14 protein-coding genes and 1 riboswitch are annotated in these 15050 nt (G+C 49.1%); all 14 genes read left to right on the forward strand.

Annotated features, from left to right (window positions below):
- Window positions 1–28: 28 nt before the first annotated feature.
- The 14 genes from AC3ITG_RS03780 (at window position 29) to purH (ending at window position 15020) form a co-directional block, all read left to right on the forward strand.
- A complete protein-coding gene (locus AC3ITG_RS03780) occupies window positions 29–166 on the forward strand; it encodes a hypothetical protein (protein ID WP_175480788.1) in 138 nt (45 codons plus the stop codon).
- A 129-nt stretch (window positions 167–295) separates the two neighbouring features.
- Window positions 296–559 carry a DUF1294 domain-containing protein gene (locus AC3ITG_RS03785; RefSeq protein WP_063568208.1) on the forward strand — a complete coding sequence of 88 codons (264 nt, stop codon included), beginning with the start codon at window positions 296–298 and terminating at the stop codon, window positions 557–559.
- 190 nt (window positions 560–749) lie between these two features.
- Window positions 750–1184, forward strand: a complete 435-nt coding sequence (locus tag AC3ITG_RS03790) for a universal stress protein (protein WP_024633549.1) — start codon at window positions 750–752, stop codon at window positions 1182–1184.
- A 271-nt stretch (window positions 1185–1455) separates the two neighbouring features.
- Window positions 1456–1557, forward strand: a riboswitch (purine riboswitch).
- Window positions 1558–1744: 187 nt separating this feature from the next.
- Window positions 1745–2230 carry a 5-(carboxyamino)imidazole ribonucleotide mutase gene (gene purE, locus AC3ITG_RS03795; RefSeq protein ID WP_489254406.1) on the forward strand — a complete coding sequence of 162 codons (486 nt, stop codon included), beginning with the start codon at window positions 1745–1747 and terminating at the stop codon, window positions 2228–2230.
- On the forward strand, window positions 2227–3429 hold the full coding sequence (gene purK, locus AC3ITG_RS03800) for a 5-(carboxyamino)imidazole ribonucleotide synthase (RefSeq protein ID WP_489252843.1): 1203 nt from the start codon (window positions 2227–2229) through the stop codon (window positions 3427–3429). Before purE ends, purK begins: the two co-directional genes overlap by 4 nt.
- Entirely contained in the window at window positions 3426–4724 is a 1299-nt protein-coding gene (gene purB, locus AC3ITG_RS03805; RefSeq protein WP_247900710.1) for an adenylosuccinate lyase, read from the forward strand. The genes purK and purB overlap by 4 nt, the downstream gene beginning before the upstream one ends.
- A 230-nt stretch (window positions 4725–4954) precedes the next feature.
- Window positions 4955–5827, forward strand: coding sequence for a phosphoribosylaminoimidazolesuccinocarboxamide synthase (locus AC3ITG_RS03810; protein ID WP_489252844.1), 873 nt, complete (start codon window positions 4955–4957; stop codon window positions 5825–5827).
- 593 nt (window positions 5828–6420) lie between these two features.
- Window positions 6421–6666, forward strand: a complete 246-nt coding sequence (gene purS / locus AC3ITG_RS03815) for a phosphoribosylformylglycinamidine synthase subunit PurS (RefSeq protein ID WP_024633544.1) — start codon at window positions 6421–6423, stop codon at window positions 6664–6666.
- Between the two features lie 4 nt (window positions 6667–6670).
- Window positions 6671–7360, forward strand: coding sequence for a phosphoribosylformylglycinamidine synthase subunit PurQ (gene purQ, locus AC3ITG_RS03820; RefSeq protein ID WP_024633543.1), 690 nt, complete (start codon window positions 6671–6673; stop codon window positions 7358–7360).
- Window positions 7338–9581: a phosphoribosylformylglycinamidine synthase subunit PurL gene (purL, locus tag AC3ITG_RS03825; protein ID WP_489252845.1), complete on the forward strand. Its 2244-nt coding sequence runs from the start codon at window positions 7338–7340 to the stop codon at window positions 9579–9581. The genes purQ and purL overlap by 23 nt, the downstream gene beginning before the upstream one ends.
- Window positions 9566–11044, forward strand: a complete 1479-nt coding sequence (purF, locus tag AC3ITG_RS03830) for an amidophosphoribosyltransferase (RefSeq protein WP_079697175.1) — start codon at window positions 9566–9568, stop codon at window positions 11042–11044. Before purL ends, purF begins: the two co-directional genes overlap by 16 nt.
- A gap of 478 nt (window positions 11045–11522) precedes the next feature.
- Window positions 11523–12563, forward strand: coding sequence for a phosphoribosylformylglycinamidine cyclo-ligase (gene purM / locus AC3ITG_RS03835; RefSeq protein ID WP_489254407.1), 1041 nt, complete (start codon window positions 11523–11525; stop codon window positions 12561–12563).
- Entirely contained in the window at window positions 12563–13180 is a 618-nt protein-coding gene (gene purN, locus AC3ITG_RS03840) for a phosphoribosylglycinamide formyltransferase (RefSeq protein ID WP_489252846.1), read from the forward strand. The genes purM and purN overlap by 1 nt, the downstream gene beginning before the upstream one ends.
- Before the next feature lie 292 nt (window positions 13181–13472).
- The gene (gene purH / locus AC3ITG_RS03845; RefSeq protein ID WP_489252847.1) at window positions 13473–15020 is read left to right on the forward strand and encodes a bifunctional phosphoribosylaminoimidazolecarboxamide formyltransferase/IMP cyclohydrolase; all 1548 of its coding nucleotides are present in this window, start codon (window positions 13473–13475) and stop codon (window positions 15018–15020) included.
- Window positions 15021–15050: the final 30 nt, after the last annotated feature.

Below are 15050 nucleotides of genomic sequence, written 5' to 3' on the forward strand. Positions count from 1 at the left end.
CAACGTAAGCCTAGGAGGTGATACGCAGATGCCACATAACAAACCAGAAAAGATTCATAATCAGCAGAACAAAGACAGCATTCAGGAAGAGAGTATCTCTGTACGTCCCGACAAGGCAGCAAAAAGAGCACCAAACCTGAATGGTATTCCTAAACAGGAGTCATAGGTTCGGTATTCGGGATTCATTGCTTCTAAATATCTTTGCGGTTCCCTTCTCGCGTTGATCATGTTCCTTCAGAGGATTATAATGGAGGTACAGGGAGATGTCCCGGGACAGGGGGACCGCTAGAATTATATGCAAACCGGATTGATACTGTGGTTTTTATTTATCAATGTCGTAGGTTACCTGGTCATGTCGGACGACAAGAAACGTGCGCAGCGCCGTCGAGACCGTACACCCGAACGAACGCTGTTCCTGCTGGCCTTTATTGGTGGGGCATTGGGGGTATGGATTGCAATGTATCGTAAACGTCACAAAACAAAACATCCCAGCTTCACGATTGGCATTCCGTTGTTGTTGTTTCTGAATGCGGTTATTTATGGTTATTTCCTGCAATAAGGTATGGATTGAATGGTTGGGATCTGCTGTACTCCAGGTGAGTGGCTAGAATGATTATGTAAAATGTTTCTTATAAATGGTTCATTTAGACCTGGGGACGTTTAAAAAGGAGTTACATGGTTCTTGTATTTTATGTCAGACCGAAGCTGGCTTCGAATGTTCTACATATAAAGGAAGGGACGGGATTTACATGTTATTCTCCAAAATACTAGTAGCATATGATGGTTCGAAAGCTTCAAATAAAGCGCTTGATCGTGCGATTGAGTTAGCCAAAGTTTCACCGGGTGCTGTCTTGGATGTTATTCATGCTTTTGACTTTCCACGTGTATTCATCGGGGAAGGATTAGCACCTCTGCCACCTTCTTTGAATAATGACTACTATAATCTGGCGGTGCAAACGACAGATGAAGCGAAAGAGCGGATTCAGGCTGCTGGCGTTACAGCGAACGTGGATCTGATTCAAGGAGCTGCTGCCGAGGTCCTTCTCGATTATGCCAAAGAGAACGGATCGGATATCATCATTATTGGTAGCCGTGGCCTTGGTGGAATCCGGGAATTTGTCTTGGGCAGCGTCAGTCACAACGTAGTGCAGCATGCTCAGGTTCCGGTACTTATCGTGAAATAATTATAGAATATGTGTGTACACATAAAAGAGAAAAAGCCGGCTGTCTTCGATAGGTTGAAGAGGGGTCGGCTTTCTTTTTTGGAATAAAAGGGATGCTGTATCTCCGAATGATCGGTTATTTCCGAACATTAAATTTGTCAATATGTTAAATGTTCGTCTTTAAGTTGACATTAGCTGTAGGGGATTGTTAGAATGTTAGATGTGTCGATCAGTTATATATAAGGTCGAGTGGGTTCGAAAGATGTGGAATTTTCAATATTATTGAACTAATTTGTTGAAATAGATATTTGCTCGTATAACGCCGGGAATAGGGCCCGGAAGTATCTACCCGGGAACCGTAAATTTCCGGACTACGAGGAGATACGGCTGAGAGTCGCATGAAATCAGATGCGGACAGCAAGCCTGCCTTTGGCATGCCCAAATGCGGGATACGTATTTCTTGGAGTCCGGTGTCCGGAGAAAATGTGATGTTTTCGCGGGTAGCGGATTTTTTCATTTCACAATTAAACGAGAAGCAACAGGATGAAACCAAAACGCTCAGACGGGAGTTGGATGTATTCATGTCAGTACAGGTGGCTGTGATTATGGGCAGTAAGTCGGATTGGGAAACGATGAAGCATGCTTGTGAGGTGCTGGACGAGCTGGAGATTGGGTATGAAAAAAAGGTCGTATCCGCGCATCGCACACCAGATTTGATGTTTGAATATGCGGAGCAAGCAATTGGCCGTGGATTCAAGGTTATCATTGCAGGTGCGGGTGGGGCAGCACATCTGCCCGGTATGGTCGCTTCCAAAACGATGCTCCCGGTCATTGGGGTTCCCGTACAATCCAAGGCGCTAAATGGTCTCGATTCCTTGCTGTCCATTGTTCAGATGCCTGGTGGCATTCCCGTTGCAACGGTAGCGATTGGCAAAGCAGGTGCAACGAATGCCGGATTGCTTGCGGCTCAGATCATCGGTGCTTTTGACCAGGATGTCCAACGTCGCAGCGAAGCCCGCAGAGAGCGAATCAAACAAGAAGTGCTCGAAAGCAGTGGCGAAATATGACAAATACAAAAATTCAACCCGGATCATCAGGCGAAGCAGAACGTGTCTTGCTCCCAGGAAAAACAACCATTGGTGTTCTCGGAGGCGGGCAGCTTGGACGGATGCTGACACTTGCCGGAACAGCGATGGGTTATCGGTTCGTTACACTTGATCCTGCAGCAGATGCTCCTTGTGGACAAGTTGCCGATCAGATTGAAGCGGGGTATGACGATGAAAAGGCTGCACTCGAACTGGCTCGGCAGTGTGATGTAATCACCTATGAGTTCGAGAATGTAGACGCAGATGTTGCTTCTCTCCTAGAACGGGAATCCTATGTACCGCAAGGAAGTGCGTTATTGTACACAACCCAGCATCGTTTGCGTGAAAAACGAGCCATTGAGGCGGCTGGTGTACGTGTAGCCCCTTACCGGGAAATTACAAGCAAGGACACAATGAAGGCAGCCGTGAGTGAACTTGGTGTTCCTTGTGTACTGAAGACAGTGACCGGCGGATACGACGGCAAGGGTCAACGGGTTATTCGCGAAATCAATCAGGCGATAGCTGCCTATGAAGAACTCGCAGCTACCGGTGCTGAACTGGTATTGGAGCAATTTATTAAATTTGACTGCGAGATTTCAGTCGTTGTTGCACGCAGCACGAATGGAGAAATTAAGACGTTCCCGCCTGCGGAGAACATTCATGTGAACAACATTTTGCATGCTTCGATTGTACCCGCAAGAGTGGCGACTGAAATACAGATTGAGGCGCAGAAGTTGGCAGCAGCAGTGGCTCAATCCATACAAGCCGTTGGATTGCTCGCAGTGGAGTTGTTTGTTGCGGCAGATGGAAGACTGTATGTGAATGAGTTGGCACCTAGGCCGCATAATTCCGGCCACTATACGATGGAGGCCTGTGCCACATCACAATTTGAACAGCATATTCGTGCGATTTGCGGATTGCCGCTTGGAGATACTTCATTATTGAGCCCGGTTGTTATGGTCAATGTGCTTGGAGAACATCTGGAAGGTATAATTGCCAGAACCGGTCAGGCTGACGCGGAAGCGTTGGAACTCGGTGTGATTCCTAAGCTTCATATATATGGTAAAACTGAAGCAAAGACAGGACGGAAAATGGGGCATGTCAATCTGCTCTGTCAGGATGTCGAAGAAGGATTACAATGGATTGAACAAACTAATCTTTGGAGGAATACAAATTTATGATCGAACGTTATAGCAGACCCGAAATGAGAGCCATTTGGACTGAGGAGAACAAATTCAAGTCATGGCTGGAAGTTGAAATTTGTGCATGTGAAGCTTGGGCAGAGCTTGGCGTCATTCCTAAGGAAGAAGCAGCATTGCTTCGTCAAAATGCTTCTTTTGACATCGACCGCATTTACGAGATTGAACAGGAAACACGTCATGACGTTATTGCTTTCACACGTACGGTATCTGAAAGTCTGGGTGCTGAGCGGAAATGGGTGCATTACGGACTGACTTCCACGGATGTCGTTGATACGGCTCTTGGATATGTACTGCGTCAGGCAAACGAAATATTGGAACGTGACATCGTGAACTTTATCGAAATTTTACGTGAAAAAGCGCTGACTTATCAGCACACGCCAATGATGGGACGTACACATGGGGTACATGCGGAGCCAACGACGTTTGGTCTGAAAATGGCACTATGGCATGAAGAAATGAAACGGAATCTGGAGCGTTTCCGCCACGCCGCAGACAACGTACAATACGGTAAAATCTCTGGAGCAGTCGGCACATACGCGAACATCGATCCATTTGTTGAAGAGTTTGTATGCGAGAAACTGGGCACGAAGCCTGCACCAATCTCGACCCAAACGCTGCAACGTGACCGTCATGCAGAATACATGGCTACACTGGCGTTGATCGCAACATCTCTGGACAAGTTCGCTACAGAAGTACGTGCGCTGCAAAAGAGTGAGTTCCGTGAAGTGGAAGAAGCATTTGCGAAAGGTCAAAAAGGATCTTCGGCAATGCCGCACAAACGTAACCCAATCGGCAGTGAAAATATCTCCGGTCTGTCCCGCGTTATTCGCGGACATATGGTATCGGCATACGAGAACGTGACACTGTGGCACGAGCGTGATATCTCGCACTCTTCCGTAGAGCGTATCATTTTGCCGGATGCAACGATGCTGCTGAACTACATGCTGAACCGTTTCGGTAACATCGTGAAGAACTTGACGGTATTCCCTGAAAATATGAAACGTAATATGGAGCGCACCTTCGGCGTGCCATTCTCCGGTCGAGTGATGACCAAGTTGATCGACAAAGGTTTCAGCCGCGAGCAAGCGTACGATACCGTTCAACCACGTGCAATGCAGGCATGGGAAGAACAACGCCAGTTCCAAGACATCGTGAAATCCACACCGGAAATCACTGAAGTGCTGAGCGAAGAGGAAATCGCAGATGCGTTTAACCCATCATGGCACCTGAAGCACGTAGACACCATCTTCAAAAAGCTTGGTTTGAACGACTAATTACTACTTAAATATAGGTTGGTTATGTGATCACGCTTGGAACGAAGAAGGCAGAAAAAACCTGGAGAAGCGAAGCGCTCGCCTTTATTCCCGGATTTTCACTTTGGAAAAGTGGAATCAAAAAATCCGGGAATAACAGCGATCGAAAGGTTGTTCTGCATTCGGAGTGGTTAGCGAGATTAGGGAAATGGAACTTATATTTTACATCTCCTGAAAGAAGGTGAGCCTCCATGGCGCTGTCCACTGCGGCAGATCTCGTTAAAGCTCCTTTGTTATATAAGGGAAAAGTACGTGAGTTGTACGATCTGGGTGAACATTTTCTCATCGTGGTTACGGATCGGATTTCGGCATTTGACTATGTGCTGGACCCAGCCGTTCCCGAGAAAGGCAATGTGCTTAATAAACTGAGTAGTTTCTGGTTTGAACTGACGGGCGACATGATGGATAACCACGTGGTGCATACGGATGTAAACCAATTGGGCGATATCATCACTGATCCTGAACTGCTCAAAGATCGCATCATGGTGACCCGCAAAGCCGAGCGCATTGATATTGAATGTGTGGTACGTGGATACATTACCGGAGGCGGATGGAGACAATATGAGAAAAGCGGAGAGGTCAACGGCATCAAGCTGCCGGATGGACTTCGCAAAAACGCCAAGCTCGACGTTCCCATCTTCACCCCGGCAGCCAAAAATGATGTCGGTCACGACGAAGACATCCCGATGGATCGAATGAAAGAAATTGTCGGAGATGCTCTCGCGATCGAGCTTCAGGAAAAGAGCCTGCGACTGTACGAATTTGCTCGCGACTATTGCGATCAGCGGGGCATCATTCTTGCAGACTGCAAATTCGAGTTCGGCATGGTCGATGACAAAGTCATTCTGATCGATGAAATCTTCACTCCAGACGCTTCTCGCTTCTGGGCCAAGGAGAATTATGCACTCGACATCGAGATCGACAGCATGGATAAAGAGCCAGTGCGCACCTATCTGTTAGGCAGCGATTGGGACAAGAACAGCAAACCTGACCCGCTGCCACAAGAAGTAGTGGAGGCCACAACCGCAAGATACGTCGATATTTATAACCATTTAACGAAATAATAGAGTGTAAAGTTTGAGCGAGCTTCGGGAAAGTTTGAGGAGGCTAAGGTTTGAGTGTAGGCTACGGGAAAGTTTGGCTTACGATCGCTGTTGCCCCCGGAATGTTTTGATTGGAATCCTTTTTTCAAAAGGAAACATTCCGGGGGGCAAAGGCGACCGCTTTCGCTTCTCCAGCTCAAATCTTTCCCTCCGCCAGTGTTCAAACTGGTGGATGAGGCAATTAAAACTAAGACTTCTATCAAACAGGAAGTCTATCAATATAAAAAATAGTAAGGTTACTCATTTAAACTCGAAGACTATATCAGCGTTTCCGCGTAATGGTCAGGCTAGACCATTACACACCGTGCAACGTAAAAGGGTTTAGGCCTTTAAAAAAACGTCGCATGGACTAGCGGAGGGGCGGAATTGTTCTTAAAGGAGCGATAGCGTTCGCCTTTGTCCCCGGGTTTTGACCGCACAGCGGTTCAAAATAATCAAAAAACCTGGGGACAACAGCGACCGGAAGAACAATCCGCCCCGGAGCAAGCTCCAAACCCCTTTTTAACAGCATAAAGCATTTATCCCGTTCATTACTGAGGAGGAACATAAGGATCATGATCAAAGCAACCGTCTATGTCACTATTAAGCAAAGCGTTCTCGACCCGCAAGGAGTAGCTGTTCAAGGTGCCCTGCACTCGATGGGATTCAATGAAGTGGAAAGTGTACGGATTGGTAAAGTCATGGAACTGACTCTGGATACAACAGACCGTGCGGAAGCGGAGAAACGATTGACAGTAATGTGTGAGAAGCTGCTGGCTAACACCGTTGTTGAAGATTACCGCTACGAATTGGAGGGTTAACCCCATGAAATTTGCAGTTCTTGTGTTTCCTGGCTCCAACTGCGACATCGACTGTTACAAAGCAGTAGAAGATGCGATTGGACAAGAGGTTGATTATGTATGGCACACGGCTACAGATCTATCGGCTTATGATTGTATTCTTGTTCCAGGTGGTTTCTCTTATGGTGACTATCTGCGCTGCGGAGCGATCTCCCGTTTTGCACCCGTAATGAATGAGGTAGCTAAGGCTGCTGAACAAGGTAAATATATTCTCGGCATTTGCAACGGATTTCAGATCCTCACTGAGGCAGGATTGCTTCCTGGCGCATTGATCCGCAACATGTCGCTGAAATTCCGTTGTCACGATACGGTGTTGAAAGTAGCGAATGCAGATACTCCATTTACACGTGACTATGCACCTGGGGAAGAGATTGTTATTCCGATTGCTCACGGTGAAGGAAACTATTATTGTGACGAGGAAACGCTCGCGAGTTTGCAGGCAAACAACCAGATCGTCTTTACGTATGGCAGCAACCCGAACGGTTCTCTTGGTGATATCGCAGGAATCTGTAATGAGGGTGGAAACGTGGTTGGCATGATGCCACATCCAGAGCGCGCAGTGGATTCACTGCTGGGTTCGGAAGATGGCAAACGTATGTTTACATCTATTTTGAAAGCATGGAGGGATCGGCATGACGCAGCAGCTATCCGCTAAGGAACCGACAGCAGAACAGGTCGCAGAACATAAACTTTACGCACAAATGGGCGTGTCTGACAGCGAGTATGAGCTGATCTGTGAGTTCATGGGGCGTAAGCCGAACTACACGGAGATTGGTGTTTTCAGTGTTATGTGGTCCGAGCATTGCGCGTACAAAAACTCCAAGCCGTTACTGCGTCGATTCCCTACAAGTGGACCGCGTGTCCTGATGGGTCCGGGTGAAGGTGCCGGGATCGTAGATATCGGTGATAATCAGGCCGTTGTATTCAAAATTGAAAGCCATAACCATCCTTCCGCGGTTGAGCCTTACCAAGGTGCGGCAACAGGTGTGGGTGGCATTATCCGTGATATTTTCTCCATGGGAGCAAGACCGGTAGCTTTGTTGAATTCCTTGCGTTTTGGCAAGCTGGAAAGTGATCGCGTTAAATATCTGTTCGAGCATGTGGTAGCAGGTATTGCTGGATACGGAAACTGTATTGGTATTCCTACGGTTGCTGGTGAAGTCATGTTTGATGAGAGCTATGAAGGCAATCCGCTGGTTAATGCTATGTGTGTGGGTCTAATTGATCATGACAAAATCCAGCGCGGCGTAGCTAAAGGTGTGGGGAACCCTGTGTATTATGTAGGGCCGCCAACAGGCCGGGATGGTATTCATGGAGCGACCTTTGCATCAGTTGAATTGACGGAAGAATCCGAGTCCCAACGGACAGCGGTTCAGGTAGGTGACCCGTTCATGGAAAAACTCGTAATGGAGTCTTGCCTCGAATTGATCGATACCGGTATCGTGCTTGGTATTCAGGATATGGGCGCAGCAGGTCTGACATGCTCCAGTGCGGAAATGGCAAGTAAGGCGGGCAATGGTCTGGAACTGTATCTGGATCAAGTACCACAGCGTGAAGAAGGCATGACGCCTTATGAGATGATGCTGTCCGAGTCCCAGGAACGGATGCTGTTTGTCGTTGAGCCGAAGGATGAGGCGCAAGCGATGGAGATCTTTGAACGTTGGGGCGTTATCTGTGCAAAAGTCGGAAAAGTAACGGATGATGGACGTCTGAAATTGATCCACCATGGCGAAGTGGTTGGAGACATGCCGGTAACAGCACTGGTTGACGAGTGTCCGGTGTATGACAAACCTTCTTCTGTACCTGCTTACTATGAGCAAAGTGCCTCTATCGACACCCTTCGTTATGATGAAGTGTCAGATCTCGGCGGTGCATTGAAACAAGTGTTGGCATCCCCAACAGTAGCGAGCAAGAAGTGGGTTTATGATCAATATGATTACATGGTGCGTACAAGTACTGCGGTTCGTCCAGGTTCGGATGCAGCGGTTGTAACGATTCGCGGGACACGTAAGGGTCTGGCGATGACAACAGACTGTAACGGAAGATATGTATATCTGGATCCAGAAGTAGGCGGACGGATTGCAGTCAGTGAAGCTGCTCGTAACATTGTATGTTCCGGTGCAGAACCGCTGGCGATTACGGACAACCTGAACTTCGGTAACCCGGAGAAGCCGGATATTTTCTGGCAGATGGAAAAAGCAGTAGACGGTATGGCGGAAGCTTGCCGCGTACTGGATACGCCAGTTATCGGTGGTAACGTGAGTTTGTACAACGAAAACGCCAAAGGCTCCATCTATCCAACACCAGTTGTTGGTATGGTTGGTCTGGTACATGATACAGATCACATCACAACACAGGGCTTCAAAGCCGAAGGTGACGTTATTATCCTGCTCGGTGAAACGAAAGCTGAACTGGGTGGTAGCGAGCTGCAATACGCGGTTCATGGTCAGACGGAAGGTCGTCCACCACAGCTCGACCTCAACACGGAAAAAGCACTGCTTAGTACGGTACTGGAAGCAATTCAGTCTGGTCTCGTTCGCTCCGCGCATGACTTGTCTGAAGGTGGTCTGGCTGTAGCATTGGCTGAATCTTGCATCAGCGGAAACGTGGGTGCGCAGGTCAATGTGGAAACGGCATTGCGTGCAGACCATGCGCTGTTCAGTGAGAGCCAATCTCGTATTCTGCTGTCGGCTTCGCCGGAGCAAGCAGGTAAGCTGGAAGCTTTTGTACGTGAACGTGGTGTGCCTGTAGCTGTTATTGGACGTGTAGAAGGAAGTAACCTGACAATTGAATTGAACGGAACATCAGCCGTGAACGAACCTGTAGGAGGTTTAGCTCAGGTCTGGGAGGATGCGATTCCATGTCTCATGAACTGACGACAGGACCATTGTGGACAGGTGATTATTATAACGAAGGGTCCGGCAAGGAAGGACTCGACAAATTAAAGGAAGAATGCGGAGTATTCGGGGTGTTCAAACACCCTGACGCCGCATCACTATCCTATTATGGCCTGCATGCCTTGCAACACCGGGGTGAAGAAAGTGCAGGAATGTGTGTAAGTGACGGTAACGAGTTTCACTACCACCGTGGTATGGGTCTGGTGAAGGAAGTTTTCACCAAAGACTTGATGCAGACGTTGACCGGGGATATCTCCATCGGACACGTTCGCTATTCAACCAGTGGTGACAGTAAGCTGACGAACGCACAACCATTGGTATTTAAATACCGTGATGGTGATCTGGCTGTAGCAACGAACGGAAATATCGTAAATGCGCCAACAATCCGGCGTGAATTGGAGCAGGGCGGGTCTATTTTTCAAACGACCAGTGATACCGAAGTTATTGCCCATTTAATCGCGAGATCTTCCAAAGGATTGGTAGAAGCTGCGAAGGATGCGTTCCAGCGTATTGTGGGTGGTTATGCATTTCTGATCATGACCAACGACAAATTGCTGGTTGCTTCTGATCCCCATGGTCTGCGTCCGCTCACAATGGGTAAATTGGGAGATGCGTATCTGTTCGCATCCGAGACATGTGCGCTGGAGACGATTGGTGCTGAGTTGATTCGTGACATTGAACCGGGTGAACTGTTGGTGCTGGATGCGGATGGTCTTCATGAGGACCGGTTCGATCATCACAAACACCGCAAGGCGCTATGCGCGATGGAATACATCTACTTTGCCCGTCCGGACAGTGACATGAATGGTGCAAACCAGCACGCTGCGCGTAAACGGATGGGTAGCCGGATGGCGATTGAGTCGTTTGTCGATGCCGATCTGGTAACAGGTGTACCGGACTCCAGTATTTCCGCGGCAATCGGTTACGCCGAGCAGACAGGGATTCCGTATGAGATGGGTATGATCAAAAACAAATACACCGGACGTACGTTCATCCAGCCAAGCCAGGAACTGCGGGAACAAGGCGTGAAGATGAAACTGAGCGCCGTGCGCCGTGTGGTAGAAGGCAAACGTGTGGTCATGATTGACGACTCCATCGTACGGGGAACAACTTCCCGCCGGATTGTGAACATGCTGCGTGATGCCGGAGCAACAGAGGTGCATGTACGCATTACCTCACCACCGTTCAAAAACCCGTGCTTCTACGGCATTGATACGCCTGACAGCCGTGAATTGATTGCCTCCCAGCTGTCGGTGGAAGAGATTTGCCGTGAAATCAACGCGGACTCCCTGTCGTTCCTCAGCCCGGATGGGCTGATTACGTCGATTCAGGGAGATAATCAGGATGACTACAAAGGCGGGCTTTGCCTCGCATGTTTTGATAATGATTACCCAACCCGCCTCGACTTCGGCGGCGAAGAGAAATTCGGCTGCAGCTGCTAGCTGTTATCCGGCAAGACAAACGTAACTCGCAGCCCGGCTCTTAAGCCCCGCCTTGCGGAGCAACAGGGGTCCAGGCAGCAGTGCAAAGCAGCTGCCCCCGGGCACAGCCCGAGCCCTTAGCCCCGCCTTGCGGAGCAACAGGGGCTCAGGCAGCAGTGCGAAGCAGCTGCCCTCAGGGCGCAGCCCGGCCCTTAGCCCCGCCTTGCGGAGCAACAGGGGCACGGGCAGCCAGGCGAAGCAGCTGCCCCGCGGGCAAGTCCCGCAGCGCAGCCGAGCGGGGTTCGGCGACCGATGGCCTGTGGCCAACGGAATCGGCGAACAACCACGCGAGCACACGAACGAACCCAACCATAGCAAGATCATACCAGCCACCCCTGCACCGCTTGTTTGGCGGGTGTCCAGAGGGCCTGCCAAGGTCCTTTGGGGTTCTCCCGGGCGGGAGGATTTAGGAGGGGCGAAAAAAAGGAGCGGATTCCACTTGTCCGAAGCATACAAAAACGCCGGCGTCGATATCGCGGCAGGCAACGAAGCGGTTGAACGGATGAAAAAACACGTGAAGCGTACCTTCCGTCCGGAAGTGATGACAGATCTGGGAGGCTTTGGCGCCCTGTTCGGTTTGAACAAAGATAAATATGATGAGCCGGTGCTTGTATCCGGTACAGACGGTGTAGGAACCAAGCTGAAAATCGCATTTGCCATGGACCGTCATGATACCATCGGAATCGACGCGGTAGCCATGTGTGTGAACGACATTGTGGTACAGGGTGCAGAACCGTTGTTCTTCCTCGACTATCTGGCATGTGACAAAGTCATCCCAGAGAAAATCGAAGCAATTGTTGCGGGAATCGCAGAAGGATGTCATCAGTCGGGCTGTGCTCTGATCGGTGGCGAAACGGCTGAAATGCCAGGTATGTATAGTGAGGGCGAATACGATATTGCCGGATTTACTGTTGGTATCGTGGACAAAGGGAAAATCATTAACGGTACAACCATCGCTCCTGGTGATACAGTGATCGGACTTGCATCCAGCGGAGTGCATAGTAACGGATTCTCCTTGGTACGCAAACTTTTGTTGGAACAAGCCGGATTGGGCTTGCAGGATGAAGTCGCTGAACTGGGTGGCAAGCTGGGTGACGCACTACTGGAACCAACCAAAATCTATGTAAAACCACTCCTGTCCCTGCTTGAAAAGGTAAAAGTAAAAGGCATGGCCCACATTACAGGTGGCGGCTTCATCGAGAACATCCCGCGTATGCTGCCAAGCAGCGTGAATGTAGATATTAATTATGGTTCTTGGCCGATTCTGCCAATCTTCAACCTGTTGCAAGAAAAAGGCTCCGTTTCGAACCGCGACATGTTCACCACATTTAACATGGGGATCGGACTTGTACTGGTCGTGAATGAAGCAGATGCAGTTGAAGCTTTGGAACAACTGAAAGCATCCGGTGAAGAAGCGTACATCATTGGACGTGTGACTGAAGGAGATGCGCGCGTAACCTTCAGGGGAGCGGATGTTTAATGGCTAACTACCGTATTGCTGTATTTGCCTCTGGTGAAGGGTCGAACTTTCAAGCATTGGTTGATGCAGCACGGAACGGAGGGCTGGGGGCATCCATAGATCTGCTGGTATGTGACAAACCGGCTGCACGTGTGGTGCAGCGGGCGCAGGATGCAGGCGTGGAATGCCATCTGTTTACTCCCAAAAATTATGATTCCCGCGAAGCCTACGAGGCTGAGATCGTGGAAGTGCTTGAATCCAGAAACATTGACCTGGTTGTTCTTGCCGGATACATGAGATTGTTGACTTCAGTAGTCGTGGATCGCTATGCAGGACGACTGATTAACATTCATCCGTCCTTGTTGCCAGCGTTTGCAGGCAAAGATGCCATAGGGCAGGCACTGGAATATGGTGTTAAAATCACTGGGGTTACAGTCCACTTTGTGGATGGGGGCATGGATACAGGGCCGATTATTGCCCAGCATCCTGTTCCGATTTTGCCAGAGGATACGGCTGAATCCGTTAGTAGGTCCATCCATGCTGCCGAACAGAAGCTGTACCCAGAGGTTGTGTCCTGGTTTGCTCAGGGATGGGTACAACTCGAAGGTCGCCAAGTTACGGTACGGAAACCGGTTTGATATAAGTTGGAACCTTTTACGCGTTAACGGAGAGGCCAGAAATAAGCTGGAGAAGCGAAGCGCTCGCCTTTATTACTGGATTTTTACCTTTGAGAAATTGTTCGAAAAATCTGGGAATAACAGCGATCGAAAGATTATTCTGGACTCGTAGTGTTTTAGTGTAAACTCATTTATCAACTTGTATAACAGAAGTCGAAAATTGGTACGCATTTTGTGATATTTCTCGGGAAATAAATCGGTTGTGTTTCGCCATGAAACGCGAAGCCATGGGACATTAAAGGAGGAGCATATTGTGAGTATCAAAAGAGCGCTGGTCAGCGTATGGGATAAAACAGGCATCGTGGATTTTTGCCGCGAGCTGTCGCAAATGGGTGTGGAGATTATTTCGACAGGAGGTACAAGCAGTCTGTTGTCGAAGGAAGGCGTACCTGTCATCGGAATTTCGGATGTGACCGGATTCCCGGAGATTATGGACGGACGTGTCAAAACATTACATCCGGCAGTGCATGGTGGTTTATTGGCTGTTCGTGACAGCGAAGAGCACAAGCGCCAGATGGAGGAGAGTGGACTGGATTATATCGACCTCGTTGTTGTAAACCTGTATCCGTTCCAGGACACCATCGCCAAACCGGACGTAACGTATGAGGACGCAATCGAGAACATCGATATTGGTGGTCCAACCATGCTTCGTTCTGCTGCCAAAAACCATGCTTATGTTAGTGTTGTTGTAGACACAGCAGATTATGGCAAGGTGCTTGAAGAGGTCCGCAGCAATGGGGACACCACACTCGAGACACGCAAACGGCTTGCGGCAAAAGTGTTCCGCCATACAGCGGCATACGATGCAGTTATTTCCGATTATCTCTCCAACCTGAACGGTGATCCACTGCCAGAGCGTCTGACGGTTACTTACGAAAAACTCCAGGATTTGCGCTATGGCGAAAATCCACATCAGCAGGCGGCATTCTACCGCAAACCGCTGGCAGCCCAAGATACGTTGACAACAGCCGAGCAATTGCACGGCAAAGAGTTGTCCTACAATAATATCAACGATGCGAACGCAGCCTTGCAGATTGTCAAAGAATTTGAAGAACCAGCTGTTGTGGCGGTTAAACATATGAATCCTTGCGGCGTGGGTATTGGCGAAAGCATCTACGAAGCTTATGGCAAAGCTTATGCGGCTGATCCAACCTCTATCTTTGGTGGAATCGTGGCAGCCAACCGCATTATCGATAGCGATACAGCAGCTAAACTGAGTGAGATTTTCCTGGAAATCGTACTGGCTCCTGACTTTACACAAGAGGCACTCGACATCCTGACCAAAAAGAAAAATATTCGTTTACTCAAAACGGGTGAACTGAACGCTGCCCGCAATCGGGAGAGTAAGTTCGTAGTAACCTCCATCGACGGCGGCATGATCGTTCAACAAAGTGATGTGCATTCCATTGAAGCGAGCGAGCTCAAGGTAGTTACAGATCGTGCACCATCCGAAGAAGAACTGAAACAGCTGTTGTTTGGCTGGAAAGTGGTTAAGCACGTGAAATCCAATGCGATCGTGCTTGCAGCAAACGACATGACTGTAGGTGTAGGCGCAGGGCAAATGAACCGTGTGGGCGCAGCCAAGATTGCTATTGAACAAGCTGGAGAACTAGCCAAGGGAGCCATTCTGGCATCTGATGCGTTCTTCCCAATGGGCGATACACTGGAACTTGCAGCGAAAGCTGGAGTTACAGCCGTTATTCAACCAGGTGGTTCGATCAAGGACGAAGAGTCCATCAAAGTAGCGAATGAATACGGCATTGCCATGGTCTTCACTGGCGTTCGTCACTTCAAACACTAGAGCAAAAAAGGTTTAATAAGGGGTGTCGCC

Source organism: Paenibacillus sp. GL_099_B (assembly GCF_057835695.1).

Coding starts and splice junctions, on each gene's coding strand:
- purK (WP_489252843.1), top strand. CDS start 2,227: ATGACAAATACAAAAATTCAACCCGGATCATCAGGCGAAGCAGAACGT.
- purN (WP_489252846.1), top strand. CDS start 12,563: ATGGCTAACTACCGTATTGCTGTATTTGCCTCTGGTGAAGGGTCGAAC.
- purL (WP_489252845.1), top strand. CDS start 7,338: ATGACGCAGCAGCTATCCGCTAAGGAACCGACAGCAGAACAGGTCGCA.
- purQ (WP_024633543.1), top strand. CDS start 6,671: ATGAAATTTGCAGTTCTTGTGTTTCCTGGCTCCAACTGCGACATCGAC.
- AC3ITG_RS03785 (WP_063568208.1), top strand. CDS start 296: ATGCAAACCGGATTGATACTGTGGTTTTTATTTATCAATGTCGTAGGT.
- AC3ITG_RS03790 (WP_024633549.1), top strand. CDS start 750: ATGTTATTCTCCAAAATACTAGTAGCATATGATGGTTCGAAAGCTTCA.
- AC3ITG_RS03780 (WP_175480788.1), top strand. CDS start 29: ATGCCACATAACAAACCAGAAAAGATTCATAATCAGCAGAACAAAGAC.
- AC3ITG_RS03810 (WP_489252844.1), top strand. CDS start 4,955: ATGGCGCTGTCCACTGCGGCAGATCTCGTTAAAGCTCCTTTGTTATAT.
- purF (WP_079697175.1), top strand. CDS start 9,566: ATGTCTCATGAACTGACGACAGGACCATTGTGGACAGGTGATTATTAT.
- purE (WP_489254406.1), top strand. CDS start 1,745: ATGTCAGTACAGGTGGCTGTGATTATGGGCAGTAAGTCGGATTGGGAA.
- purS (WP_024633544.1), top strand. CDS start 6,421: ATGATCAAAGCAACCGTCTATGTCACTATTAAGCAAAGCGTTCTCGAC.
- purB (WP_247900710.1), top strand. CDS start 3,426: ATGATCGAACGTTATAGCAGACCCGAAATGAGAGCCATTTGGACTGAG.